Genomic DNA, 23,538 nt, shown 5'->3' with positions numbered 1-23,538 from the left:
TCCTGAAGGAACGTTGAAGACGACGACGTTGATAGGTCGGGTGTGTAAGCGCAGCGATGCGTTGAGCTAACCGATACTAATGAACCGTGAGGCTTAACCTTACAACGCCGAAGGTGTTTCGGCGAAGAGACAGACACGATTTTCAGCCTGATACAGATTAACAGAATTTGCCTGGCGGCTTTAGCGCGGTGGTCCCACCTGACCCCATGCCGAACTCAGAAGTGAAACGCCGTAGCGCCGATGGTAGTGTGGGGTCTCCCCATGTGAGAGTAGGGAACTGCCAGGTATCAATTAGAAGAACCCCGCACCGTAAGGCGCGGGGTTTTTTGCTTTGTGCGTCAGAAATCATGGCGGATGGCGGCTTAGCCTTATCCTGCCTGCAAAATCCGAAGGCCCGGTAAGCGCAGCGCCACCGGGCAGACCAGACCGCACGATCTTACTGGAAAGAGATACAGGAATATAAAAACAGGGAAGGTTTTGATAAACGCAGAAAAGCAAAAACCCAGCCATAGGCTGGGTTCTTTAAATAGTGGTGCCCGGACTCGGAATCGAACCAAGGACACGGGGATTTTCAATCCCCTGCTCTACCGACTGAGCTATCCGGGCAACGGAGCGCATTAAACCGCAATCACGCTCTAGCGTCAACATTATTTCGGGAAAAGCTGTTCAACTGCTTAAGTTTGCGGCAATCTGGCGGTTTACGCGCCGAATACGTCGAATTTAACAGGTTCACTTACGTCAATGCCCCGCCCATACGACACTGAGCAAAGCGCAGAATATCTTCCGCCAGCCGGTGCGCCGTATCCACGTCGGCCTGGCTACGGTTCACCAGCATGCGGCTCAGGCAGCCCTCCAGCACCAGCTCCATCTGTTTCGCCACCATTGCCGGATCATCCACTTCCAGCTTGGTCAGCAGCTCGTGGGTGAAGTCATGCGCCGCCCGTTTTTGCTGATCCGCCAGCTGATGGACAGGATGGCCTGGGTCGGGAAAATAAGTGCAGGCGGCGATGAACAGACAACCCGGGTACCGGTTGTTGCTGACACATTCCGTCAGGGCGGTATAGCGCGCCAGCAGCTTTTGTTCCGCAGTCAGTTCTTCATTCAGCATCAGCTGCCTGCGCCAGACATCAACCTGCTGGCTGAGATAGCGCAGGGCATCATAAACAAGCGCCTCTTTATCCGGCCAGAAGCGCTTAAGATCATCTACGGGGTAATCGATACGGTCGGCTACCATCTCAAGCGTGGTGCTGGCGATCCCTTGAATCTCAAGTAATTGCAGGGCTTGTCCCAGTACGTCTTCACGTTGCACGGTTATCTCCTCCGCTATTCCCAACGGTTTGTCCCGTTTAAAGTGTTGTTTACGGTTGGCGATTGCGCAAATGCGCGTTAAATGCCGCTGCATCCATAAACCCGGTTACACGCTGTTCTGGCTGCTCCTGGCCCTGCTGATTGAAGAACAGAATGGTTGGCAGCCCGAGCACGTTAAGCTGCTTTAGCAGAGCCTTATCCTGCGCATTATTGGCGGTCACGTTCGCCTGAAGCAAAACGGTCTCTTTCAGGGCGCTTTGCACCTGCGGATCGCTAAAGGTATATTTCTCAAACTCTTTGCAGGCAACGCACCAGTCGGCATAGAGATCGAGCATCACCGGTTTGCCTTTTGCCTGTGCGAGCGCGCTGTTGAGCTCATCAACGTTCTTAATCTGGATGAAGTTCAGATGCGCCTGCGTCTGGCCTACCGGCGAGCCGAACGCCCAGTCCTGAAGAGGACGCACGCTCACCAGCGCGGCGGCGAGCAGGAGGATTTGCACCAGGCGCATCCACGCTTTTTTCGCCCCCAGACTGACGATAAACGCCCAGGAGAAGAATGCTACGCCGAGCATCGCCCACAGACGCAAACCCCAGACGTCGCCGATGATACGCTCGAGGAGGAACACCGGCAGCGCCAGAATCACAAAGCCAAACGCGGTTTTCACCGTCTCCATCCACGGGCCGCTCTTCGGCAGCAGGCGGTTGCCGAAAACCGTAACCAGAATCAGCGGCAGGCCCATGCCCAGCGCGTAAAGGTACAGCGTACCGCCGCCAAGCCACAGATTGCCGCTCTGGGCAATATAGAGCAGGATGGCGCTCAGCGGTGCGGTGGTGCAAGGGGAGCAAATTAAACCAGCGATGGCTCCCATTGCGAATACCCCGCCGGCCGAGCCACCCTGCTGGCGATTACTCATTAGCGTTAAGCGAGTTTGCAGAGACGACGGTAACTGCAGGGTAAACAGGCCGAACATCGACAGAGCCAGCAGGATAAACACCACCGATAAGCTAATAAGGACGTAAGGATGCTGCAGTGCGGCCTGGAACTGTAACCCGGCAGCGGCAACCACAAGGCCAAGGGCCGTGTAGGTCAACGCCATGCCCTGCACATAAATAAAGGCCAACAGCAGGGCGCGGGCGGTGGAAAGCCGTTGCTTACCGCCCAGCACGATGCCAGAGATGAGCGGATACATCGGCAGCACGCACGGCGTAAAGGCAATGCCGATACCGATCAGCAAGGCCCACAGCGCGGAGAACGGAAGGTCTGACGCGGCTTCACTTTTACCGCTCTCCCCAGAGGGGAGAGGGGAGAAAGCGGCGGCAGCCTTAACTTCGCTGAGCGGAACGACCTTCGTTTCAGGCGGATAGCAGAATCCCGCGTCCGCGCACCCCTGATAGGTCACCGTCAGGGTCGCACCTTTATCCGCCTGATTCACCGTAACAGGCAAGCTCAGGCGCTGGCGGTAGATTTCACTCTTGCCGTAGAACTCGTCCTCATGCCACTCGCCAGAGGGCATCTGTAAAGCGCCCACGCTGGCCTGAGCAGGCGTAATGCTTACCTGCTTGCGATAGAGGTAATAACCCTCTTTCACCTGCCAGTTGAGCGTAAGGTCATGCTGGTTTTGCTGAAAATCGAAAACGAAAGCCTGGTCGGCAGGGATGAAGTTCGAACGGCCGGGCGCGTCAAACAACCCGGCAAAAGCTGACGTGCTGCACAGCAGCAGGATCAGCGTAAGGAAGCGTTGAGCCATGAGAGATAGTCGTTATCGCCATGAACCACTGGCAGGACCAGCAGCTCCGGGGTTTGGTAAGGATGATGAGATTTGAGGCAGTCCAGGAGAGCCTGCTGATTCGCCAGATTGGTTTTGAGCAACATCTGAACTTCGTACTCTTGCTCCAGCTTACCTTCCCAATAGTAAAGAGAGGTAGCGCCGGGGAGGAGCGTCACGCAGGCAGCCAGCTTTTCGGCCAGCACTTTGGCGGCGAGATCCTGGGCAGAGGCTTCATCAGGGGCGGTACACAGTACGACAACAGCATCAGGCGTGTTCACAAGTCGACCTCCTCATCACGAAAGTCTTCACTATATCACGCAAGGCGATTGGTCATTAATGAAACGGGCCGCAGAGCGGCCCGATTTTAACTATTTTTACAACTACTCACCGTTTACAGCACCACGCCGCCAATGATAAAGCCGAGGATCACGCAAAGTGAAATGGCAACCACGCCCGGGATTAGGAACGCGTGGTTAAACACATACTTACCGATACGGGTTGAGCCGGTGTCGTCCATCTCCACCGCAGCCAGCAGGGTTGGGTAGGTTGGCAGAACGAACAGGGCAGAAACCGCCGCGAAAGAGGCAATCGCCGTCAGCGGGGTAACGCCCAGCATCAGTGCCGCAGGCATCAGCGCTTTGGTGGTCGCCGCCTGGGAGTAAAGCAGGGTAGCGGCAAAGAACAGCACCACCGCCAGCAGCCACGGATAGTTGTGCAGCAGGTCGCCTGCTACGGTCTGAATGTCGCTGATGTGCGCTTTCACGAAGGTATCACCGAGCCACGCCACGCCCAGCACGCATACGCAGGCGCTCATACCGGATTTGAAGGTGCTGGCGTTCAGCACTTCGCTGGTGTCGATTTTACAGGTGATACTAATCAGCGTCGCGATGGTCAGCATGAACACCACAATCGCTTCGTTACGCGGCAGGACCGGGTTCTGGATCAGGCCCACGGTATCGCTGATGGCGGTCGCATAGAACATGACGGCGACAATCCCAATCAGGAACAGCAGCACGGAGCGCTTCGCATGTGGCTTCAGCTCGAAGACCTGGCTGCCGCGCAGGCTCACTTCACCTTTTGCCAGACGCTCCTGATAAACCGGATCGTCTTTCAGTTCAGCGCCGAGGAAGTTACACAGCACGGCAGTGATCATCACCGCAATCAGCGTCACCGGGATACAGATCGCCAGCAGCGTCAGGTAGCTCACGCCCATCGGTTCAAGGATACCGGCGAAGAAGACCACCGCAGCGGAAATCGGCGAGGCGGTAATCGCAATCTGGGACGCGACGACGGCAATAGAGAGCGGACGAGACGGACGGATACCCTGCTCTTTCGCCACTTCGGTAATCACCGGCAGCGTGGAGAAGGCGGTGTGGCCCGTACCGGCGAGAATGGTCATAAACCAGGTCACCAGCGGGGCAAGGAAGGTAATGTATTTTGGATGGCGGCGCAGCATACGCTCCGCCAGGCTCACCAGGTAGTCCATACCGCCTGCCACCTGCATGGCGGCGATAGCGGCAATAACGGCCATGATGATTTCGATAACGTCAAACGGGATTGCGCCGGGTTTAATCTGAAAGATAAGGGTAAGAACGAGCACCCCGAGACCACCAGCAAAACCGATGCCGATACCCCCGAGTCTTGCTCCCAAATAAATCGCCAACAAGACGATGACGAGTTCTGCTCCAAACATAAGGACCTTCCTTGCTTATTAACAAGTTGATATTGAATTGTTGTATTTCGGTAACGCCTAAAAAGAAAAAAGGCACGTCACAAGTGACGTGCCTTAAGAAGCCTAGCCTGAACGGTTACTGTTCGCTTTCATCGGTATATCGTTTTGCTTTATATGCCGGGTGCATCAGGTTCTGGGCCGAGAAGATATCGTCCAGCTCCGCTTCGGTCAACAGCCCGCGCTCCAGCACCACTTCACGTACGCTCTTACCGGTTTCGGCACAAATCTTACCGACGATGTCACCGTTGTGGTGACCGATGAACGGGTTGAGGTAGGTGACGATCCCGATGGAGTTATAGACATAACCCTCACAGACTTCTTTATTCGCTGTGATGCCGTTAATGCATTTTTCCAGCAGGTTGTAGCAGGCGTTGGTCAGGATGTGGATAGATTCAAACATCGCCTGGCCAATCACTGGCTCCATCACGTTCAGCTGCAGCTGACCCGCTTCAGAGGCCATGGTCACGGTTGTATCGTTACCGATGACTTTGAAGCAAACCTGATTCACCACTTCTGGCACAACCGGGTTCACCTTGGCCGGCATGATGGACGAACCCGCCTGCAGCTCTGGCAGGTTGATTTCGTTCAGGCCAGCGCGCGGACCGGAGGAAAGCAGGCGCAGGTCGTTACAGATTTTGGACAGTTTCACTGCCAGACGTTTCAGGGCGCTGTGTACCATGACGTAGGCGCCGCAGTCGGAGGTCGCTTCAATCAGGTCTTCTGCAGGCACAACCGGCAGGTTAGAGACTTCAGCCAGCTTCTGTACCGCCAGCTGCTGATAGCCATCCGGGGTGTTCAGACGTGTACCGATGGCGGTTGCGCCCAGGTTCACTTCCAGCAGCAGCTCGGAGGTGCGCAGCAGGTTTTTGGTCTCTTCGTTAAGCAGCACGTTAAACGCGTGGAATTCCTGGCCGAGGGTCATCGGCACCGCGTCCTGCAGCTGGGTACGACCCATTTTCAGGATGTCCTGGAACTCAACCGCTTTACGCTGGAAGCCATCACCCAGTTGGTTGATCGCATCCACCAGTTTCACTACAGAGGCATACACCGCGATACGGAAGCCGGTAGGGTAAGCGTCGTTGGTGGACTGGCATTTGTTAACGTGGTCGTTCGGGTTAAGGTACTGGTATTCACCTTTCTGGTGACCCATCAGCTCCAGGCCAATGTTTGCCAGTACTTCGTTGGTATTCATGTTGACGGAGGTGCCCGCGCCGCCCTGATAGACGTCAACCGGGAACTGGTCCATGCATTTGCCGTTGTTCAGCACTTCATCGCAGGCTGCGATAATCGCATTTGCCGCGCTTTTAGGAATGGTTTGCAGCTCTTTGTTGGCCAGGGCTGCGGCTTTCTTCACCATCACCATGCCACGGACAAACTCAGGGATGTCGCTGATTTTGCTGTTGCTGATGTAGAAGTTTTCAATCGCTCTCAGAGTGTGAACACCGTAGTAGGCATCCGCTGGAACTTCCCTGGTACCCAACAAGTCTTCTTCGATACGAATGTTGTTTAACATGTGAACCTTCTTTTCAAGCTGCCGATGGATTGTACTAAACACACAGTATTTATGTGGTTTTGAATATTTTCTGGCCGACGATTATTCCCTCAATCAGCCAGATGTTCGAGATCATATGCTGATGATAGCGAATTGCCGTAAGCTGGATCACTTATTATCGAGCCGATTCCATGATAATTATTAATCTGTGAAATGGGTCACCGCTTTAATATTTCCAAAAAAAATATCCGTGCAAACTGATTGAATTTTCGCTAACCGTCACCATCTCATACAAACGCGCGTCGCGAACACATTCAGACAGGGGCCCGTCGACCCTTGCCACACAGGAGATGCCAGTGCGCTGGATACCGTTTATTGCTTTCTTTCTCTATGTTTACATTGAGATTTCCATTTTCATCCAGGTTGCCCATGTGCTGGGCGTCCTGCTGACGCTGATTCTGGTGATTTTCACCTCCGTCATCGGCATGTCGCTGGTGCGTAATCAGGGTTTCAAAAATTTCCTGTTAATGCAGGAGAAGATGGCCGCAGGCGAAAGCCCGGCAGCGGAGATGATCAAAAGCGTATCGCTGATTATTGCGGGGCTGCTGCTGATCCTGCCGGGGTTCTTCACCGACTTCCTCGGCCTTCTGTTGCTTCTGCCGCCGGTGCAAAAGCACCTGACCATGAAGCTGCTGCCGCATCTGCGCTTTAACCGTATGCCTGGCGGTGGGTTCAGCACCGGGCCAGGCGATACCTTTGAAGGGGAATATCAGCGTAAAGATGAACAGCACGACCGTTTAGACCATAAAGACGATCGGTGATAGATTTGCCCGGTGGCGCTTCGCTTACCGGGCGCTACTGGTGCGCATCGCGCTTCGGTAAAAACAGCCACAGTCCTACCAGCATGACAATCGCGTACAGACTCTTCCATCCCACCATCGCCAGCAACAGCAGGCAAAGCCCACCCCCGATGACCGCCAGTGTTTTATAGCGACCTTGCAGCAAACGACATCCCGCCAGCATGCACAGCAGGTAGATCATAATGAAAATGCCGTTGGCGTAGACGATCAGCGCGTCCAGATTGATCTTCAGTGCGTAAATACACAGCGTGCTCAACACGCAGCAGCCCAGCACGGCATTCAGGGCATTCAGCGGAAGCTGGCGTTTAGACAGGCGCGCGAGGCGATTCTCAGGTTTGTCGAGCGCCTGCGACCACACCAGCCGGGCAAAGCTCTGGATATAAATGTTGAGGCTGGCAAAACAGGCCAGATAGCCGATGACGCAGGCGATCCACAGCGCCTTCACACCAAACAGATTAACCACGATACCCGGCAGCGATGCCGCGGCGGCGAGATCCGCGCCGAACGCGTGGAAGTGCAACACCAGCACGGTACACGCCCAGTAGACCGTGCCTGCCAGCAGCAGGCCTATCATCAGCGCCCGGGGGAAATCGCGCTCAGGCTGCTTAAATTCAGAGGCAAGATGGGCAAAGGCTTCCAAACCCACAAAACACCAGAACATGACGGAGAGCGCGGCGAAAAGCTGTGAATGATCGACGTCTGTCACCGCCGGGAAGGGAATTTCCTTGATTGTGATATCGCCCGCCCACCAGATAGCGGCAACGAGCGCGACAATCAGCACCGCAACCAGCGTCTGCAGGTTGGCGCTGGAGCGGGCCCCGCGAGAGCCTACCCACCAGACGATAGCCAGCGTGCCCAGTTCTGCCAGCAACAGCTGCTCGTTATGCCAGCCAAACAGCGCCTGACCAAAGCCGGTCGCAATGTGCAGCGCCGCAGGAAGGCCAACCGGAATGACGGAGAGAAACAGCCAGCCGGTGACACGCTGCAGCCGTGGCCCAAAGGCCAGGCCGACAAAGTGCGCCACGCCGCCCGCGCTGGGGAAATGCCGCCCCAGGATGGCAAACACAATGGCTATCGGGAAAACCAGTACAATCAGCGCTGGCCACGCCCACAGGCTATTATTTCCCGCGACCAGCGCCGCCAGTGCCGGTACGGCAAACACGCCCGTACCTAACAAGGAGGTTGAGAGCAGGCCAACGCCCTGCGCCAGCCCTAACTCCTGCTTGAGTCCACTCATTGACATCGCCCTGCCAGTACCAAAAGAGAGGCGATGGTAACACTTTCGCAAATTTTTTTTTCAACTCCCCCTTGAAGGGGTAAAAAGCTATCCCCATCTCTCAGGGCACTAGTCGGAAAACCGCTTGCGGGCCGGCGTCATCCATAACTGATAATGACTTTCTCAAAGGAGAGCTATCAATGAGTATTCGTCCGTTACATGATCGTGTGATCGTCAAACGTAAAGAAGTTGAAACCAAGTCTGCTGGCGGCATCGTTCTGACCGGTTCTGCAGCAGCCAAATCAACGCGTGGCGAAATCATCGCTGTCGGTAAGGGCCGCATCCTGGAAAACGGAACTGTGCAGCCGCTGGACGTTAAAGTTGGTGACATCGTAATTTTCAACGATGGCTACGGCGTGAAATCCGAGAAGATCGACAATGAAGAAGTGTTGATCATGTCCGAAAGCGACATTCTGGCAATTGTTGAAGCGTAATTTACGCACGAGATTTGAGGAAATAAGAACATGGCAGCTAAAGACGTAAAATTCGGTAACGACGCTCGTGTAAAAATGCTCCGCGGCGTAAACGTACTGGCAGATGCAGTTAAAGTGACCCTGGGCCCGAAAGGCCGTAACGTAGTGCTGGATAAATCCTTCGGCGCGCCAACCATCACCAAAGATGGTGTTTCTGTAGCACGTGAAATCGAGCTGGAAGACAAGTTCGAAAACATGGGCGCGCAGATGGTGAAAGAAGTTGCCTCTAAAGCGAACGACGCTGCAGGCGACGGTACCACCACCGCGACCGTTCTGGCGCAGGCTATCATCACTGAAGGTCTGAAAGCCGTTGCTGCGGGCATGAACCCAATGGATCTGAAACGTGGTATCGACAAAGCTGTCGCCTCCGCTGTTGAAGAACTGAAAGCGCTGTCCGTACCGTGCTCTGACTCTAAAGCCATTGCTCAGGTTGGTACCATCTCCGCTAACTCCGACGAAACCGTAGGTAAACTGATCGCAGAAGCGATGGATAAAGTCGGTAAAGAAGGCGTGATCACCGTTGAAGACGGTACCGGTCTGGAAGACGAACTGGACGTGGTTGAAGGTATGCAGTTCGACCGCGGTTACCTGTCCCCATACTTCATCAACAAGCCAGAGACTGGCGCTGTTGAGCTGGAAAGCCCGTTCATCCTGCTGGCTGACAAGAAAATCTCCAACATCCGCGAAATGCTGCCAGTGCTGGAAGCCGTTGCTAAAGCAGGCAAACCGCTGGTTATCATCGCTGAAGACGTTGAAGGCGAAGCGCTGGCAACTCTGGTGGTTAACACCATGCGCGGCATCGTGAAAGTGGCTGCGGTTAAAGCACCTGGCTTCGGCGATCGCCGTAAAGCCATGCTGCAGGATATCGCTACCCTGACCGGCGGTACCGTGATCTCTGAAGAGATCGGTATGGAGCTGGAAAAAGCGACCCTGGAAGACCTGGGCCAGGCGAAACGCGTTGTGATCAACAAAGACACCACCACCATCATCGATGGCGTGGGTGAAGAAGCCGCTATTCAGGGCCGCGTGGGTCAGATCCGTAAGCAGATCGAAGAAGCGACTTCCGATTACGACCGTGAAAAACTGCAGGAGCGCGTAGCGAAACTGGCTGGCGGCGTTGCGGTAATTAAAGTCGGTGCGGCGACCGAAGTTGAAATGAAAGAGAAAAAAGCACGCGTTGACGATGCCCTGCACGCGACCCGTGCTGCGGTAGAAGAAGGCGTGGTTGCGGGTGGTGGCGTTGCGCTGGTGCGCGTGGCCGCTAAACTGGCTGGCCTGACCGCTCAGAACGAAGATCAGAACGTGGGTATCAAAGTTGCGCTGCGCGCAATGGAAGCGCCTCTGCGTCAGATCGTGTCCAACGCCGGTGAAGAGCCATCTGTTGTGGCGAACAACGTTAAAGCGGGCGAAGGTAACTACGGTTACAACGCGGCAACCGAAGAATACGGCAACATGATCGACTTCGGTATCCTGGACCCAACTAAAGTAACCCGTTCTGCTCTGCAGTATGCGGCCTCTGTTGCTGGTCTGATGATCACCACCGAGTGCATGGTGACCGACCTGCCAAAAGGCGATGCGCCTGACTTAGGTGCTGCTGGTATGGGCGGCATGGGCGGAATGGGCGGCATGATGTAATCGTGCGCTCTACGTCGTAGAATGTGAAAAACCCCCGGGCAGAAATGCTCGGGGGTTTTTCTTTTGGTCATCTTTTAGGTATAAGATTTACACACGGACAACTACTGTCCAGCTTATTGAAAACGAGGAATAACATGCGCGTAAAAGTCTGTGCAGGGATTGTAGGGGCAGCATTGCTGCTGGCGGGTTGTAGCTCCAGCAATGAGCTGTCGGCAGCGGGCCAGGGCGTTCGCTTTGTGGAAGATAAGCCCGGCAGTGAATGCCAGCTGTTAGGCACGGCAACCGGTGAGCAAAGCAACTGGATGTCTGGTCAGCATGGTGAAGAAGGTGGCTCTATGCGCGGTGCGGCGAATGCCCTGCGTAACCAGGCTGCGGCAATGGGTGGCAACGTGATTTACGGCGTGAGCAGCCCAACGCAGAGTATGCTGTCCAGCTTCGTGCCGACCGCCAGCCAGATGAGCGGCCAGGTCTACAAGTGCCCAAACTGAGTTAACTTGCTGATGGCGCTGCGCCCGGACCCCGTAGGGCAGGTAAGCGTAGCGCCACCTGCCTTTTTAGTGCTGCCGCAGCTGCAAATCCAGCGGCGTCTTGCTCGGCTCTCCGCCAATCTCGCGTGCCAGCTTCGGCACCATATAGCCTGAAACCAGCGTTAACAGTTCGCGCATAATCTGCCGGGCTTCTTCGTCCGTCACCATGAAATGGGCCGCGCCCTGAACGCGATCCAGCACGTGCAGGTAATAGGGCATCACGCCCGCATCAAACAGGGCATTGCTCAGATCGGCCAGCACGCGGGCGCTGTCATTGACGCCGCGCAGCAGCACGCTCTGGTTCAGCAGCGTCACGCCCGCTTTACGCAGTCGCGCCATCGCCGCGCGAAACGCATCGTCAATTTCGTTCGCGTGGTTAATATGGTTCACCAGCAGCACCTGCAATCGGGACTGCTCCAGGCGTGACACCAGGCCGTCCGTGATACGTGCCGGAATAACAATCGGTAAACGGCTGTGAATGCGCAGGCGCTTAATGTGCGGGATGGCTTCAAGCTGAGTCAGCAGCCAGTCCAGCTCATGATCTTTTGCCATCAGCGGGTCGCCGCCGGAAAAAATAATCTCATCCAGCTCCGGATGGGCGGCGATATAGTCCAGCGCGACCTGCCAGTTGCGTTTATTGCCCTGGTTTTCGGCATAAGGGAAGTGCCGACGGAAGCAATAACGACAATTTACCGCACAGCCACCTTTTACCAGCAGCAGGGCGCGGTTGAGATACTTGTGCAGTAAACCGGGCACCACGCTGTTCTGCTCTTCCAGCGGATCGGTGCTATAACCCGGCGCGGTGACAAACTCATCCTGCGAAGTAAGCGTTTGTTTTAATAGCGGATCGTCGGGATTGCCTTTCTCCATCCGCGCCACAAACGCGCGGGGAACGCGCAGGGCGAACAGGCGCTTTGCCTCGCGGCCTGCAAGCAATTCTGGGTGCTGATCGAGGTCTAAAAGACGCAGCAATTCATCAGGACTGGTGATTACATCGGCAAGTTGCGATAACCAATCTTCTCTGGACGGGGTGTTTAGGGTTACAATATGCGCCATTTTGTGGCTTAGCTACCAGTTAACAAATTTAGAGGGCCTTATGGCAACGTACTATAGCAACGATTTTCGTGCTGGTCTTAAAATCATGATGGACGGCGAACCGTACGCGGTTGAAGCCAGCGAATTCGTTAAACCAGGTAAAGGCCAGGCATTCGCACGCGTTAAGCTGCGCCGTCTGCTGACCGGTACCCGTGTTGAGAAAACCTTCAAGTCTACTGACTCCGCTGAAGGCGCTGATGTTGTTGATATGAACCTGACCTATCTGTACAACGACGGTGAGTTCTATCATTTCATGAACAACTCCACTTTCGAACAGCTGTCTGCTGATGAGAAAGCGGTAGGTGACAGCGCTAAATGGCTGCTGGATCAGGCTGAGTGCATCGTGACCCTGTGGAACGGCCAGCCTATCGCTGTGACCCCACCAAACTTCGTAGAACTGGAAATCGTTGAAACCGATCCAGGTCTGAAAGGTGATACCGCAGGTACCGGCGGTAAACCAGCCAAACTGTCTACCGGCGCCGTGGTTAAAGTGCCACTGTTCGTACAGACTGGCGAAGTGATCAAAGTGGATACCCGCTCCGGCGAATACGTATCCCGCGTGAAGTAATTTACGTATGATTGAAGGCGCAGCGCCCGCTGCGCCTGATTCTTGCAGGCAGGGATGATGAAACGTACCGTTAAAATTCTGCTTCTGTTAGCGCTTTCCTGCGCATTGCTTTCCGGCTGTAACACCACGCGTGGAATGGGACAAGACATCCAGGATCTCGGTCATATCATTTCTCACGCCGCCAGCTAAGTTCGTCTAATTTTCCTAAAAATGCGTCCTTTTCCGTCAACCGGCGGGATCTTGTCTATTCTTAAGTTGCTATACACAAAACAACTTTGGCTATAAAAGGAAGATATTATGGTTAAGAAGACAATTGCAGCGATCTTTTCAGTCCTGGTACTTTCTTCAGTGTTAACGGCCTGTAATACCACGCGTGGCGTCGGTCAGGATATTTCTGAAGGTGGTAGCGCAATCTCTGGTGCAGCAACAAAAGCTCAGCAGTAATGAATAAACGGTACGGGACCAGTCGGGTTTCGTACCGTCAGCTTTCCGATTCCTGCAGGGATAAAAACGGAGAAAAACGCGTATCCATATGCAATTTCATGCGGATATTGCGTTTATAGGTATAGACCGTTTTTCCGTTGATACTCAGGTGAGCGGCAATTTTTTGATTGCTCGCGCCGTCCATCCACAATGTCAGCACCTTCTCTTCCTGCCGGGTCAGCAAGGGGGCGGCGGCCGCTGGCCTTTCAGCACATGAGCGCGAGATCAATGCGTCGTTGATAACCGTTGCCACTTCTTCGAGACTGGCGTTTTTCAACAACGACGACCACACCGGGAACTGTCCGAGCCAGTCTGTCATGCCGCTGTCCTCTCCCGATTGCAGCAAAATAAACGGTAATCGTTCACTGGCGTTAAGCAGGGACGAGAGCTGCTGAAAATGGTGAATGTCCTGCCTGAAGCCGTACAGGTCAGCAATAACCAACGTAGGTTTCCATTGCAGAATGTGTTCTCTGGCAAGAAACAGATTATTCAGCCCGGTCACAACGTAGTGTCCCGGGAACAAACCGGAATGATTGAGCCATGCTTCAAACCCCGTGCGGGTGAAGTGACAACGGTCAATCAAAAGAATTTTGAACATATTTTATTCGCAGTCGGCTAGTGGTTTGGCTTCCTGCCATCAGAAAGCACATCATCATAGAGAAGTCGGATGAGTGCTAAAAGCCGGAACTCCGCGCCATACTGCGGCTATTTCTTGCCTTAACGTGTTCAGCAAAAAATGATTGAAAAAAAATAGCACGCTAACCACAATAGGTGGCGTAATCTCTGCCTTACGGGACGACCCGTAAGCGTTTCTTTCACCGGGGACGGCCCCAACTTGTATTAAGTTAAGGAGCCTGACATGTCCTGGATCATTCTTTTTATTGCTGGCCTGCTCGAAGTGGTATGGGCGATTGGTCTCAAGTACACCCACGGATTTACCCGCCTGACGCCCAGCGTCATTACCGTTACCGCCATGATAGTCAGTATCGTTCTGTTATCCTGGGCGATGCGCTCTCTGCCTGTGGGAACGGCTTATGCCGTCTGGACGGGTATTGGCGCGGTGGGTGCCGCTATCACCGGCATTTTGCTGCTGGGAGAGTCAGCGAGTCTGGCGCGTATCGCCAGCCTCGCCTTGATTGTGGCCGGGATCGTTGGGCTGAAGCTCAGCACCCATTAATGGGGTTGTTTCACCCAGATAAGTTTTGACACATCAAACCCTTGCCGGGTCGCGACGTCCAGCATCTGCTGCTTCATTTCTGGTGAAAGTGTTGGCGTGCGGGAAAGTATCCATAGATAGTCGCGATCCGGCCCGCAGACCAGCGCGTGACGGTACTCTCTGTCGAGCGCGATCACGTTATAGCCGCCATAAAACGGGCCAAAGAACGAGACTTTAAGCGCGGCCCGCCGCGGGTCGCCCGTGAAGTACGCTTTCCCAATCGACTGTTGCCACATCTCCCGGTCGGGGTTATAGCCCCGGTTGATCACCTGAATACCGCCATCATCCATCGGGCTGTAATTCGCAGTGACCTTCTCTAAGCCCTGCTCAAACCGGTGGTCGAGGCGCGCGATTTCATACCATGTTCCAAGGAAGCGTTGTGCATCAAAAGGCGTGACGACGGTAACGCCAGGCGGTGGGGTAGGGGAACTGCAGGCAACCACTAAAAACGCGGCTGTCACCGCGGCGATAACAGGCAAAATGCGCATAGGAGTTTCCTTACTGTTTTTTGTTAAGTGTAGATGACGGCAAGGAAAATGTGGTTTTTGTACGGCGTCACACCGTGGATTTTGTAGGCCGGGTAAGGCGAAGCCGCCACCCGGCAATGTTTTACTGCAGCGCGTCGAGGATGCGGTATGCCGCATCAACGCGTGCAGGGTTCGGATAGCTTTTATTTGCCAGCATCACAATGCCGAGCTGCTTTTCAGGTATAAAGGCCACGTAGCTGCCAAATCCGCCGGTAGAGCCTGTTTTATGAACCCAGGAGGCCTTAACCGGCGGTGCCGGAGGATTTACTTCTCTCGCAGGCAACGGTGCCAGCGCCACCTTATTGTCGCTACCTTCAACTACGGTTTTGGCATCGACCGTCCAGTTAAGCATTTCCCAGCCTAACCCCTGATACATGGCCCCTACGCGCCAGTAGCGAGACTGCGCCAGGGCAATGCCTTGCCTGAGTGAAGTATCCTGAAGGGAGTCAGGCTTCATGTTCACCATTACCCAGCTTGCCATATCCTTCACGTTAGTTTTTACGCCATAGGCTTCCGCGTCGAGCATGCCTGGCGAAACGTGGACCGCTTTACCGTCACGGTATCCCCAGGCGTAATGCGCCTCTTCCGCTTTCGGAACGTTAATCCACGTATGGTCCAGCTTGAGCGGCTTAAAGACCCGCGCCGTTATGGCCTGCTCATAGCTCATGCCGGAAGGTTTGACCGCAAGCGCGCCAAAAAGACCAATGCTGGTATTGGCATAAAGACGCGTGGTGCCCGGCTTCCACTGCGGCTGCCAGTTTTGATAAAAGCGCAGCAGGGAGGCGGTATCCGTGACCTCATCCGGCACCTGCAACGGCAGACCGCCTGCGGTATAGGTTGCCAGATCCAGCATGCGAATCCCCTGCCACTGCTTGCCCGTCAGCTCAGGCCAGTACTTTGTCACCGGATCGCCGAGCGATATTTCACCGCGAGCAATGGCATCGCCACCCAGTACGCCGGTGAAGGTTTTACTTATAGAGCCCAGTTCGAACAAGGTTTGTGGGGTGACAGGTTTGTTTGCCGCGACATCGGCTTTACCGAAGGCAAAGTAGTGCGGCTGACCCTGATAAATCACCGCCACCGCCATACCCGGGATGGCCTGCGCTTTCATCAGCGGCGTAACGGTACGTTCCACCACCTCAGCCAGCTGTTTTTCTGACATCGGTGCAGCCAATACCGAGCAGGAGGTGCTGAGCAGCAGGGCACAGCTTAGGGATTTTTTCATCATCAGTTATCTTCCGTAATAGCGGTTCAAGGGAGTGTCCGGGCCCGTCAGACCGCTGTAGTCTGTTGGATTTGACTATGGCTGACAAACGGTTAAATTTAGCATTAGCTGTTAATTTTTCTAACGGACGAGACTATGACGCGCAGCTATCTTCCTCTTAATTCCCTGCGGGCGTTTGAAGCTGCTGCCAGGCACCTCAGTTTTACGCATGCCGCTATCGAGCTGAACGTCACCCATTCCGCGATTAGCCAGCACGTAAAGGCGCTGGAGCAGCACCTTAATTGCCAGCTGTTTGTCCGCGTTTCGCGCGGGCTGATGTTGACCACCGAAGGCGAGAATTTGCTGCCGGTGCTGAATGACTCGTTCGATCGTATTGCCGGGATGCTGGATCGCTTTGCCAGCCAGCGCGCTCAGGAGAAGCTCAAAATAGGTGTGGTAGGGACCTTTGCCACGGGTGTTTTATTCTCAGAGCTCGCGGACTTTCGCCGCTGCTATCCGCATATTGATCTTCAGCTTTCCACCCATAACAATCGCGTCGATCCGGCGGCTGAAGGACTTGATTACACCATTCGCTACGGTGGCGGCGCGTGGCATGGAACCGATGCTGAATTTCTTTGCGCCGCGCCGCTGTCTGCGCTCTGTACACCCGATATTGCCTCTTGCCTGAAAAGCCCGGCAGATATCCTGAAGTTTACCCTGCTTCGCTCCTACCGACGCGACGAGTGGGCTGCGTGGATGCAGGCAGCGGGTGAACATCCTCCCTCGCCGACGCACCGGGTGATGGTGTTTGACTCGTCCGTGACCATGCTGGAAGCGGCTCAGGCAGGCGTCGGGATTGCCATTGCGCCTGTCGACATGTTTACCCATTTACTCAGCAGCGAGCGCATCGTGCAGCCGTTTGCAACGCAGATTGACCTCGGCAGCTACTGGCTGACAAGACTACAGTCACGGACAGAAACGCCCGCAATGCGCGAGTTTGCCCAGTGGCTGGTGGGAAAGATGCAGAAATAAAAGGCCCGCCGGATGGCGGGCCAGAAGCGTCAGATGGTGACCACGGCAATCAGCGTCACCACGGTCAGGATGGTCGCCAGACCGTAGAACACCCATTTACCGCTCGGGACATGGATTTTCAGGTCATGCATCGCATGGTGAATACGGTGCAGACCACACCACAGCGGCAGGACGATCATCAGAAAGATGAACACGCGACCGATAAAGCTGCCCGCGAATGCCAGTACGCGCTCGTAGCTCAGCGCATCGCCCGGGAACAGCCCCAGCGGCAGCATAATGCCGACCAGCAGGATAATGACGGGGGCGATGATGGCACTCCACATGCCGCCTGCGCCAAACAGGCCCCAGAAGACCGGCTCGTCAGAACGTTTTGGATTTGGATTGATCACAGGTGTCTCCTTACCAGAACAGTGCGACAAACAGAATGACCACAGTGACCAGAATCGTCACCGCCCAGAGCCCTTTAATCACCGGCTCTGGCCCCATTTTTTCGTCTTTAACGATGATGTTCGCCGCTTTTGGCGCCAGTTCAAACCACGTTTTGGTATGAAGCAGCGCGGCCGCGAGCACGATCAGGTTCAGCACAACGATGATCGGGTTTTGCAGAAAACCGACAAAGTTGGCCCAGGTTTCCGGACCGTGCTTGAGGGCAAAAACGCCGTACATCAGCTCAAGGCTGAACCAGACTGCCGGTACCGCCGTGCCTTCACGCAGCATATAGAAGCGATAAAACGGCAGGTTTTTCCACCAGGTGGACGGCATTGGCCGCACATAGGCTTTGCGTTTAGTCGTCATCATGCACTCCTTAGCGTGGTTTCAGGGTAGCGATAAGAAAGTCTTTCGAGCTTTCCACTTTACCCTGCTGAATAGCGGCGGCCGGGTCGACGTGCTTCGGACAGACTTCGGAGCAGTAGCCCACAAAGGTACAGCTCCAGACGCCGTTCTGGCTGTTAAGCTGCGCCATACGTTCTTTTTTGCCGTGGTCGCGGCTGTCCTCGTTATAGCGGTGCGCCAGGGTAATGGCGGCCGGGCCGATGAACTCCTTGTTCAGGCCAAACTGTGGACAGGCGGCGTAGCAAAGACCGCAGTTGATGCAGCCGGAGAACTGATGATATTTCGCCATCTGCGCCGGGGTCTGGGTGTTTGGCCCCTGATCCGGCGTGCGTGGGTTACCAATGATGTACGGCTTAATGGCTTCCAGGCTTTCGATAAAGTGGGTCATATCGACCACCAGATCGCGTTCAATCGGGAAGTTGCCCAGCGCTTCGACCTTAATACCTTTAGTGTACTCGCGCAGGAAGGTCTTACAGGCCAGCTTCGGCACCTTGTTGACCATCATGCCGCAGGAGCCGCAGATCGCCATGCGGCAGGACCAGCGGTAGCTCAGGTCTGGCGCCAGGTTGTCTTTGATATAGCCGAGCGCGTCCAGCAGGGAGGTTTGCTCGTCATAAGGCACTTCATAGAAAGCGCTGTGCGGTGCGGCGTCCACTTCCGGATTGTAGCGCACCACTTCAACTTTCATTTTTTGCATCTCAGCCATTCGCCTTCTCCTTCTTCTCGGCGGCTTCTGCTTCTGCACCGTACACGCGTTTTGCCGGCGGCAGCGTGGTGATTTTCACGTCGCTGTAGTCCAGACGTGTGGTGCCATCCGCATCGCGCCAGGCGAGAGTGTGTTTCAGGAAATTGACGTCGTCACGTTCGGTACAGCCTTCGTCCAGACGCTGGTGGGCCCCACGCGACTCTTTGCGCGCCAGCGCAGAGTGCGCCATACATTCCGCAACGTTCAGACCGTGGCCCAGCTCGATGGTGTAGAGCAGGTCGGTGTTGAATACGCTGGAGGTGTCGGTGATGCGCACGCGCTTGAAGCGCTCCTGCAGTTCCGCCAGCTTGTCGACGGTTTTTTGCATCAGCTCAGGGGTACGGTAGATACCGCAGCCTTCTTCCATCGACAGGCCCATCTCGTCGCGGATCTTAGACCAGTTCTCGTTACCCTCCTGGTTCACCAGATCTTTCAGGCGTTTTTCAACGTCTGCGACCTGCGCATCCAGCGCGGCACCGTTGGCTTCACCTGCGGTTGCCGCACGCTCCATTGCGCGCTCGCCCGCCATGCGGCCAAAGACAACCAGCTCTGCCAGCGAGTTAGACCCGAGACGGTTAGCGCCGTGCAGGCCAACGGAAGAACATTCGCCGACGGCGAACAGCCCTTTAATGCGGGTTTCGCACTGCTGATCGGTTTCGATACCGCCCATGGTGTAGTGCGCGGTTGGACGCACCGGGATCGGCTCTTTAACCGGATCCACGCCAACGTAGGCTTTCGCCAGCTCGCAGATGAACGGCAGACGTTCCAGCAGTTTCTTCTCGCCCAGATGACGCAGGTCGAGATAGACCACATCGCCACGCGGCGTGGAGATGGTGTTGCCTTTGCGCCACTCGTGCCAGAAAGCCTGAGAGACTTTGTCACGCGGGCCGAGCTCCATGTATTTGTTCTTCGGCTCGCCGAGCGGGGTTTCCGGGCCCATGCCGTAATCCTGCAGATAGCGGTAGCCGTTTTTATTGACCAGAATACCGCCTTCACCGCGGCAGCCTTCCGTCATCAGAATGCCGGAGCCCGGCAGGCCGGTTGGGTGATACTGCACGAACTCCATATCGCGCAGCGGCACGCCGTGGCTGAGCGCCATGCCCATACCGTCGCCGGTAACGATGCCGCCGTTGGTGTTATAACGATAAACGCGACCCGCACCGCCCGTCGCCATTACTACCGCGTTGGCGCGGATCTGGACGAGCGTGCCTTCCATCATGTTCATCGCCACCAGGCCGCGCGCGTGGCCATCATCCACCAGAATGTCGAGGACGAAATGTTCATCGAAGCGCTGGATTTGTGGGAACTGAAGGGAGGTCTGGAACAGGGTGTGCAGCATATGGAAGCCGGTCTTATCGGCGGCGAACCAGGTGCGTTCGATCTTCATGCCGCCGAAGCGGCGAACGTTGACGCTGCCGTCCGGACGGCGGCTCCATGGACATCCCCACTGTTCAAGCTGGGTCATCTCCGTTGGACAATGGTGCACAAAGTAGTCGACGACATCCTGTTCGCAAAGCCAGTCGCCCCCTGCAACCGTGTCGTGGAAATGGTATTCAAAGCTGTCATGATCCTGCGCAACGGCGGCGGACCCTCCTTCTGCTGCCACTGTGTGACTACGCATTGGATAGACTTTTGAAATCAATGCGATTTTAGCGTTGGGATTAGCTTGTGCTGCAGCAATCGCAGCACGTAATCCAGCCCCGCCAGCGCCTATTACGGCAAGATCGGCTTGAAAAGTTTGCACGACATTCCTCCAGATTTTTGTTATTTCGCAACGCGACAAACTAAAGGTAGTTCACCCGTCCAAAAGGACGATTGCGAAAGCGTTTCCACTGCTCCTTTATGGGTAAAACAGTATAACCGTGTAGATGTCAGGGAAATTTGACGTGTTCGATTTTTTTGCTGTTCTGTCAGGCGATTTATCATGAAGATTGATGAAATACGTCACGCAATTGTTCACCTAAATGAAATGCGCTTTTTTACTGCACAAAATTTGTCTCTGCCCCGGCTAACGAGTAGACTTCGTGCCCTTGTCTGAAATCGGAGAACAACTCATGAGCGAAACGGCCACCTGGCAGCCGAGCGCATCCATCCCTAATCTGTTAAAACGCGCTGCAATTATGGCGGAGATCCGCCGTTTCTTTGTCGACCGCGGCGTCCTGGAGGTGGAAACCCCGTGCATGAGTCAGGCAACGGTAACGGATATTCATCTGGTCCCGTTTGAAACCCGTTTTGTTGGCCCCGGCCACTCTCAGGGCATGAATTTGTATCTGATGACCAGCCCGGAATACCACATGAAACGCCTGCTGGCAGCGGGGTGTGGTCCGGTCTATCAGCTGTGCCGCAGTTTCCGTAATGAAGAGATGGGTCGTCACCACAACCCGGAATTCACCATGCTGGAGTGGTACCGCCCGCATTATGATATGTACCGCCTGATGAATGAGGTGGACGATCTGCTGCAGCAGGTCCTGGACTGCTCGGAAGCCGAAACCCTTTCCTATCAGCAGGCTTTCCAGCGCCATCTGGAAATCGATCCGCTGTCGGCGGACAAAACCCAGCTGCGCGAAGTGGCGGCAAAACTGGATCTGAGCAACGTGGCGGATACCGAAGAGGATCGTGACACGCTGCTGCAGCTGCTGTTCACTTTTGGCGTTGAACCGCAGATTGGCAAAGATCGTCCGACGTTTGTTTATCACTTCCCGGCAAGCCAGGCCTCACTGGCGCAGATCAGTACCGAAGATCATCGTGTCGCAGAGCGTTTTGAGGTCTATTACAAAGGCATCGAGCTGGCGAACGGCTTCCATGAACTGACCGACGCCCGCGAGCAGCAGCAGCGCTTCGAGCAGGATAACCGCAAGCGCGCCGCGCGCGGTCTGCCGCAGCAGCCTATTGATGTTAATCTGCTTGAAGCATTAAAAGCAGGTCTGCCGGATTGCTCCGGCGTGGCGCTGGGTGTTGACCGTCTGGTGATGCTGGCCCTGGGCGCAGAGCAGCTTGGCGATGTGATTGCCTTTACGGTCGATCGCGCCTAATAAAATGCCGGGTGGCGCTGCGCTTACCCGGCCTACCATTCCTGTCAATTAACCTTTCCATTTCAGCACGACAACATTAAAAACTGCCACATTCCCTATACACGGGTCTTTTTCTTAATTTGCCCCGCATAGCCACAATATCTGTCTGGTCTTCTGCTACCATCCGCGCAGTTTAATTCCTTTTCGGATGGTTCTATGTCCCAGTCACTCAAAAAGATGACCCTCACCGGGCTCATCCTGATGATATTTACCTCAGTCTTTGGCTTTGCCAACAGCCCGTCAGCGTTCTATCTGATGGGCTACAGCGCGACGCCGTTTTATATCGTTTCTGCTCTGTTCTTCTTTATCCCGTTTGCGCTGATGATGGCGGAGATGGGCTCGGCTTACCGGAAAGAAGAGGGCGGGATCTACTCATGGATGAATAACAGCGTCGGGCCGCGCTATGCGTTTATCGGCACGTTTATGTGGTTTTCATCCTACGTCGTCTGGATGGTGAGTACGGCGGCCAAAGTCTGGGTGCCGTTCTCGACGTTTCTTTTCGGTGCCGATAAAACGCAGGTCTGGTCTTTGGCCGGGCTGAGCTCCACGCAGGTCGTCGGGATTCTGGCGGTATGCTGGATGGTTGTCGTGACGCTGGTGGCGTCTAAAGGTATCAATAAAATTGCCCGGATTACCGCCGTGGGCGGGATCTCGGTGATGGGATTGAACCTGGTGCTGCTGCTGGCGAGCATCGCTATCCTGTGCCTGAACGGTGGTCATTTTGCACAGGATGTTAACTTTTCCTCCTCGCCGAATCCGGGCTACCAGTCCGGGCTCGCGATGCTCTCCTTCGTGGTGTTTGCCATCTTCGCTTACGGCGGTATTGAAGCCGTAGGCGGCCTGGTCGATAAGACGGAAAACCCGGAAAAGAACTTTGCGAAAGGCATTATTTTTGCCGCCATCGTGATTTCCATCGGCTATTCGCTGGCGATTTTTCTCTGGGGCGTCAGCACCAACTGGCAGCAGGTGCTGAGCAACAACACCACTAACCTTGGCAACATCACCTATGTGCTGATGAAAAGCCTGGGGATGACGCTGGGGCAGGCGATGAACCTGAGTCCCGAGGCGGCATCGGTAATGGGGGTCTGGTTCGCGCGTATTACCGGCCTGTCGATGTTCCTGGCCTATACCGGCGCATTCTTCACGCTGATCTATTCGCCGCTGAAAGCGATTATTCAGGGTACGCCAAAAGCGCTGTGGCCAGCACGTATGACCCAGCTGAACACCGCAGGCATGCCTGCCAACGCCATGTGGATGCAGTGTGTGCTGGTGTGCGTGTTCATTCTGCTGGTGTCATTTGGCGGCGATACGGCGTCTGCGTTTTACAACAAGCTGACCCTGATGGCGAACGTGTCGATGACGCTGCCGTACCTGTTCCTGACCCTGGCGTTCCCGTTCTTTAAGGCGAAGCAGGATCTTGAACGTCCGTTTGTGATTTTTAAAAGCCGCGCGGCAACGCTGCTGGCCACCACGGTGGTGGTGCTGGTGGTGGCGTTTGCCAACATCTTCACCATTATCCAGCCGGTAATTGAGGCGAACGACTGGAACAGCGCGCTGTGGATGGTGGGCGGCCCAATCTTCTTCTCGCTGCTGGCGATGGGGATTTATGAGAATTACCGTCGACGCGCGATGGCATACGTCGCAGAAGTGGCGTAGCGGGAATATTCCCCTCCCGAAAGGGAGGGGAGACG

General features: G+C 55.2%; 25 protein-coding genes, 1 tRNA gene and 2 rRNA genes. 13 read left to right on the top strand and 15 right to left on the bottom strand.

Annotated elements, in window-relative coordinates; all coding sequences use genetic code 11:
* A 23S ribosomal RNA gene (locus AC0TNG_RS15550) occupies positions 1–101 on the top strand; the annotation flags it as partial.
* Between the two features lie 69 nt (positions 102–170).
* A 5S ribosomal RNA gene (gene rrf / locus AC0TNG_RS15545) occupies positions 171–286 on the top strand.
* Between the two features lie 244 nt (positions 287–530).
* On the opposite strand, the gene AC0TNG_RS15540 is transcribed toward rrf, so the two are convergent.
* The 6 genes from AC0TNG_RS15540 to aspA form a co-directional block, all read right to left on the bottom strand.
* Positions 531–606, bottom strand: a tRNA-Phe gene (locus tag AC0TNG_RS15540).
* A gap of 127 nt (positions 607–733) precedes the next feature.
* Entirely contained in the window at positions 734–1,309 is a 576-nt protein-coding gene (locus AC0TNG_RS15535; protein WP_024907359.1) for a transcriptional regulator, read from the bottom strand.
* Between the two features lie 49 nt (positions 1,310–1,358).
* A complete protein-coding gene (locus tag AC0TNG_RS15530; RefSeq protein ID WP_024907358.1) occupies positions 1,359–3,056 on the bottom strand; it encodes a protein-disulfide reductase DsbD in 1,698 nt (565 codons plus the stop codon).
* The gene (cutA, locus tag AC0TNG_RS15525; protein WP_014168278.1) at positions 3,032–3,355 is read right to left on the bottom strand and encodes a divalent cation tolerance protein CutA; all 324 of its coding nucleotides are present in this window, start codon (positions 3,353–3,355) and stop codon (positions 3,032–3,034) included. The genes AC0TNG_RS15530 and cutA overlap by 25 nt, the downstream gene beginning before the upstream one ends.
* Positions 3,356–3,468: 113 nt before the next feature.
* A complete protein-coding gene (locus tag AC0TNG_RS15520) occupies positions 3,469–4,770 on the bottom strand; it encodes an anaerobic C4-dicarboxylate transporter (protein ID WP_024907357.1) in 1,302 nt (433 codons plus the stop codon).
* 115 nt (positions 4,771–4,885) lie between these two features.
* On the bottom strand, positions 4,886–6,322 hold the full coding sequence (gene aspA / locus AC0TNG_RS15515; protein WP_003855923.1) for an aspartate ammonia-lyase: 1,437 nt from the start codon (positions 6,320–6,322) through the stop codon (positions 4,886–4,888).
* A 335-nt stretch (positions 6,323–6,657) separates the two neighbouring features.
* Between aspA and AC0TNG_RS15510 the strand changes: the two genes are divergently transcribed.
* Positions 6,658–7,122, top strand: a complete 465-nt coding sequence (locus tag AC0TNG_RS15510) for an FxsA family protein (protein WP_024907356.1) — start codon at positions 6,658–6,660, stop codon at positions 7,120–7,122.
* Between the two features lie 34 nt (positions 7,123–7,156).
* Here AC0TNG_RS15510 and yjeH read toward each other — a convergent pair whose 3' ends face one another.
* Positions 7,157–8,398, bottom strand: a complete 1,242-nt coding sequence (yjeH, locus tag AC0TNG_RS15505; RefSeq protein WP_473712552.1) for an L-methionine/branched-chain amino acid transporter — start codon at positions 8,396–8,398, stop codon at positions 7,157–7,159.
* 179 nt (positions 8,399–8,577) lie between these two features.
* Between yjeH and AC0TNG_RS15500 the strand changes: the two genes are divergently transcribed.
* The 3 genes from AC0TNG_RS15500 (at position 8,578) to AC0TNG_RS15490 (ending at position 11,033) form a co-directional block, all read left to right on the top strand.
* Positions 8,578–8,871: a co-chaperone GroES gene (locus tag AC0TNG_RS15500; protein WP_003855929.1), complete on the top strand. Its 294-nt coding sequence runs from the start codon at positions 8,578–8,580 to the stop codon at positions 8,869–8,871.
* Positions 8,872–8,901: 30 nt separating this feature from the next.
* Positions 8,902–10,545 (top strand): chaperonin GroEL, encoded by a 1,644-nt coding sequence (groL, locus tag AC0TNG_RS15495; protein WP_023310114.1) that lies wholly within the window; start codon positions 8,902–8,904, stop codon positions 10,543–10,545.
* A 134-nt stretch (positions 10,546–10,679) separates the two neighbouring features.
* Complete coding sequence (locus AC0TNG_RS15490; protein WP_024907354.1) at positions 10,680–11,033, top strand: DUF4156 domain-containing protein; 354 nt, start codon at positions 10,680–10,682, stop codon at positions 11,031–11,033.
* A 66-nt stretch (positions 11,034–11,099) separates the two neighbouring features.
* On the opposite strand, the gene epmB is transcribed toward AC0TNG_RS15490, so the two are convergent.
* Positions 11,100–12,128 (bottom strand): EF-P beta-lysylation protein EpmB, encoded by a 1,029-nt coding sequence (gene epmB / locus AC0TNG_RS15485; protein ID WP_049123429.1) that lies wholly within the window; start codon positions 12,126–12,128, stop codon positions 11,100–11,102.
* Between the two features lie 40 nt (positions 12,129–12,168).
* Between epmB and efp the strand changes: the two genes are divergently transcribed.
* The 3 genes from efp to ecnB all read left to right on the top strand — a co-directional run bounded on the left by efp (position 12,169) and on the right by ecnB (position 13,179).
* Positions 12,169–12,735, top strand: a complete 567-nt coding sequence (gene efp, locus AC0TNG_RS15480; protein ID WP_010427766.1) for an elongation factor P — start codon at positions 12,169–12,171, stop codon at positions 12,733–12,735.
* 57 nt (positions 12,736–12,792) lie between these two features.
* Positions 12,793–12,924 (top strand): entericidin A/B family lipoprotein, encoded by a 132-nt coding sequence (locus AC0TNG_RS15475; protein ID WP_048990206.1) that lies wholly within the window; start codon positions 12,793–12,795, stop codon positions 12,922–12,924.
* A gap of 108 nt (positions 12,925–13,032) precedes the next feature.
* Positions 13,033–13,179 (top strand): lipoprotein toxin entericidin B, encoded by a 147-nt coding sequence (gene ecnB, locus AC0TNG_RS15470; RefSeq protein WP_003025482.1) that lies wholly within the window; start codon positions 13,033–13,035, stop codon positions 13,177–13,179.
* Between the two features lie 37 nt (positions 13,180–13,216).
* Here the strand turns inward: ecnB and AC0TNG_RS15465 are convergent, their stop codons facing one another.
* Positions 13,217–13,816, bottom strand: coding sequence for a helix-turn-helix transcriptional regulator (locus tag AC0TNG_RS15465; protein WP_024907351.1), 600 nt, complete (start codon positions 13,814–13,816; stop codon positions 13,217–13,219).
* A gap of 261 nt (positions 13,817–14,077) precedes the next feature.
* On the opposite strand from AC0TNG_RS15465, the gene sugE reads away from it, so the two are divergent.
* Complete coding sequence (gene sugE / locus AC0TNG_RS15460) at positions 14,078–14,395, top strand: quaternary ammonium compound efflux SMR transporter SugE (protein WP_008502938.1); 318 nt, start codon at positions 14,078–14,080, stop codon at positions 14,393–14,395.
* Here the strand turns inward: sugE and AC0TNG_RS15455 are convergent.
* Together AC0TNG_RS15455 and blaACT are read right to left on the bottom strand one after the other, a co-directional pair.
* Positions 14,392–14,922, bottom strand: a complete 531-nt coding sequence (locus AC0TNG_RS15455; RefSeq protein WP_024907350.1) for a lipocalin family protein — start codon at positions 14,920–14,922, stop codon at positions 14,392–14,394. The genes sugE and AC0TNG_RS15455 overlap by 4 nt on opposite strands.
* A gap of 121 nt (positions 14,923–15,043) precedes the next feature.
* Positions 15,044–16,189 (bottom strand): ACT family cephalosporin-hydrolyzing class C beta-lactamase, encoded by a 1,146-nt coding sequence (gene blaACT, locus AC0TNG_RS15450; RefSeq protein ID WP_024907349.1) that lies wholly within the window; start codon positions 16,187–16,189, stop codon positions 15,044–15,046.
* A gap of 132 nt (positions 16,190–16,321) precedes the next feature.
* Here blaACT and ampR point away from each other — a divergent pair, with 132 nt between their 5' ends.
* Positions 16,322–17,197 carry a LysR family transcriptional regulator AmpR gene (gene ampR, locus AC0TNG_RS15445; RefSeq protein ID WP_024907348.1) on the top strand — a complete coding sequence of 292 codons (876 nt, stop codon included), beginning with the start codon at positions 16,322–16,324 and terminating at the stop codon, positions 17,195–17,197.
* Between the two features lie 29 nt (positions 17,198–17,226).
* Here ampR and frdD read toward each other — a convergent pair whose 3' ends face one another.
* Genes frdD through frdA form a run of 4 tightly spaced genes read right to left on the bottom strand, consistent with a single transcriptional unit; the run spans position 17,227 to position 20,520 of the window.
* A complete protein-coding gene (gene frdD / locus AC0TNG_RS15440; RefSeq protein WP_013095272.1) occupies positions 17,227–17,586 on the bottom strand; it encodes a fumarate reductase subunit FrdD in 360 nt (119 codons plus the stop codon).
* Positions 17,587–17,596: 10 nt separating this feature from the next.
* Positions 17,597–17,992, bottom strand: coding sequence for a fumarate reductase subunit FrdC (gene frdC / locus AC0TNG_RS15435; RefSeq protein WP_024907347.1), 396 nt, complete (start codon positions 17,990–17,992; stop codon positions 17,597–17,599).
* A gap of 10 nt (positions 17,993–18,002) precedes the next feature.
* Positions 18,003–18,737 carry a succinate dehydrogenase/fumarate reductase iron-sulfur subunit gene (locus tag AC0TNG_RS15430; RefSeq protein WP_023310124.1) on the bottom strand — a complete coding sequence of 245 codons (735 nt, stop codon included), beginning with the start codon at positions 18,735–18,737 and terminating at the stop codon, positions 18,003–18,005.
* Positions 18,730–20,520: a fumarate reductase (quinol) flavoprotein subunit gene (gene frdA / locus AC0TNG_RS15425; protein ID WP_045909546.1), complete on the bottom strand. Its 1,791-nt coding sequence runs from the start codon at positions 20,518–20,520 to the stop codon at positions 18,730–18,732. The genes AC0TNG_RS15430 and frdA overlap by 8 nt, the downstream gene beginning before the upstream one ends.
* A 310-nt stretch (positions 20,521–20,830) precedes the next feature.
* On the opposite strand from frdA, the gene epmA reads away from it, so the two are divergent.
* Together epmA and yjeM are read left to right on the top strand one after the other, a co-directional pair.
* Positions 20,831–21,808 (top strand): elongation factor P--(R)-beta-lysine ligase, encoded by a 978-nt coding sequence (gene epmA, locus AC0TNG_RS15420; RefSeq protein WP_473712553.1) that lies wholly within the window; start codon positions 20,831–20,833, stop codon positions 21,806–21,808.
* 195 nt (positions 21,809–22,003) lie between these two features.
* Positions 22,004–23,503: a glutamate/gamma-aminobutyrate family transporter YjeM gene (gene yjeM, locus AC0TNG_RS15415; protein ID WP_024907344.1), complete on the top strand. Its 1,500-nt coding sequence runs from the start codon at positions 22,004–22,006 to the stop codon at positions 23,501–23,503.
* Positions 23,504–23,538 lie beyond the last annotated feature (35 nt).

It is taken from the genome of Enterobacter sp. PL_is514 (assembly GCF_055816715.1).
The sequence above is the reverse complement of the archived record's forward strand: the minus strand, read 5'-3'. Positions and strand labels throughout refer to the sequence as shown.

Excerpts from the sequence above, each read along its gene's own strand:
- AC0TNG_RS15530 (WP_024907358.1), bottom strand. The coding sequence starts at position 3,056 with ATGGCTCAACGCTTCCTTACGCTGATCCTGCTGCTGTGCAGCACGTCA.
- AC0TNG_RS15520 (WP_024907357.1), bottom strand. The coding sequence starts at position 4,770 with ATGTTTGGAGCAGAACTCGTCATCGTCTTGTTGGCGATTTATTTGGGA.
- aspA (WP_003855923.1), bottom strand. The coding sequence starts at position 6,322 with ATGTTAAACAACATTCGTATCGAAGAAGACTTGTTGGGTACCAGGGAA.
- yjeH (WP_473712552.1), bottom strand. The coding sequence starts at position 8,398 with ATGAGTGGACTCAAGCAGGAGTTAGGGCTGGCGCAGGGCGTTGGCCTG.
- AC0TNG_RS15500 (WP_003855929.1), top strand. The coding sequence starts at position 8,578 with ATGAGTATTCGTCCGTTACATGATCGTGTGATCGTCAAACGTAAAGAA.
- groL (WP_023310114.1), top strand. The coding sequence starts at position 8,902 with ATGGCAGCTAAAGACGTAAAATTCGGTAACGACGCTCGTGTAAAAATG.
- AC0TNG_RS15490 (WP_024907354.1), top strand. The coding sequence starts at position 10,680 with ATGCGCGTAAAAGTCTGTGCAGGGATTGTAGGGGCAGCATTGCTGCTG.
- epmB (WP_049123429.1), bottom strand. The coding sequence starts at position 12,128 with ATGGCGCATATTGTAACCCTAAACACCCCGTCCAGAGAAGATTGGTTA.
- efp (WP_010427766.1), top strand. The coding sequence starts at position 12,169 with ATGGCAACGTACTATAGCAACGATTTTCGTGCTGGTCTTAAAATCATG.
- AC0TNG_RS15475 (WP_048990206.1), top strand. The coding sequence starts at position 12,793 with ATGAAACGTACCGTTAAAATTCTGCTTCTGTTAGCGCTTTCCTGCGCA.
- ecnB (WP_003025482.1), top strand. The coding sequence starts at position 13,033 with ATGGTTAAGAAGACAATTGCAGCGATCTTTTCAGTCCTGGTACTTTCT.
- AC0TNG_RS15465 (WP_024907351.1), bottom strand. The coding sequence starts at position 13,816 with ATGTTCAAAATTCTTTTGATTGACCGTTGTCACTTCACCCGCACGGGG.
- sugE (WP_008502938.1), top strand. The coding sequence starts at position 14,078 with ATGTCCTGGATCATTCTTTTTATTGCTGGCCTGCTCGAAGTGGTATGG.
- AC0TNG_RS15455 (WP_024907350.1), bottom strand. The coding sequence starts at position 14,922 with ATGCGCATTTTGCCTGTTATCGCCGCGGTGACAGCCGCGTTTTTAGTG.
- blaACT (WP_024907349.1), bottom strand. The coding sequence starts at position 16,189 with ATGATGAAAAAATCCCTAAGCTGTGCCCTGCTGCTCAGCACCTCCTGC.
- ampR (WP_024907348.1), top strand. The coding sequence starts at position 16,322 with ATGACGCGCAGCTATCTTCCTCTTAATTCCCTGCGGGCGTTTGAAGCT.
- frdC (WP_024907347.1), bottom strand. The coding sequence starts at position 17,992 with ATGACGACTAAACGCAAAGCCTATGTGCGGCCAATGCCGTCCACCTGG.
- AC0TNG_RS15430 (WP_023310124.1), bottom strand. The coding sequence starts at position 18,737 with ATGGCTGAGATGCAAAAAATGAAAGTTGAAGTGGTGCGCTACAATCCG.
- epmA (WP_473712553.1), top strand. The coding sequence starts at position 20,831 with ATGAGCGAAACGGCCACCTGGCAGCCGAGCGCATCCATCCCTAATCTG.
- yjeM (WP_024907344.1), top strand. The coding sequence starts at position 22,004 with ATGTCCCAGTCACTCAAAAAGATGACCCTCACCGGGCTCATCCTGATG.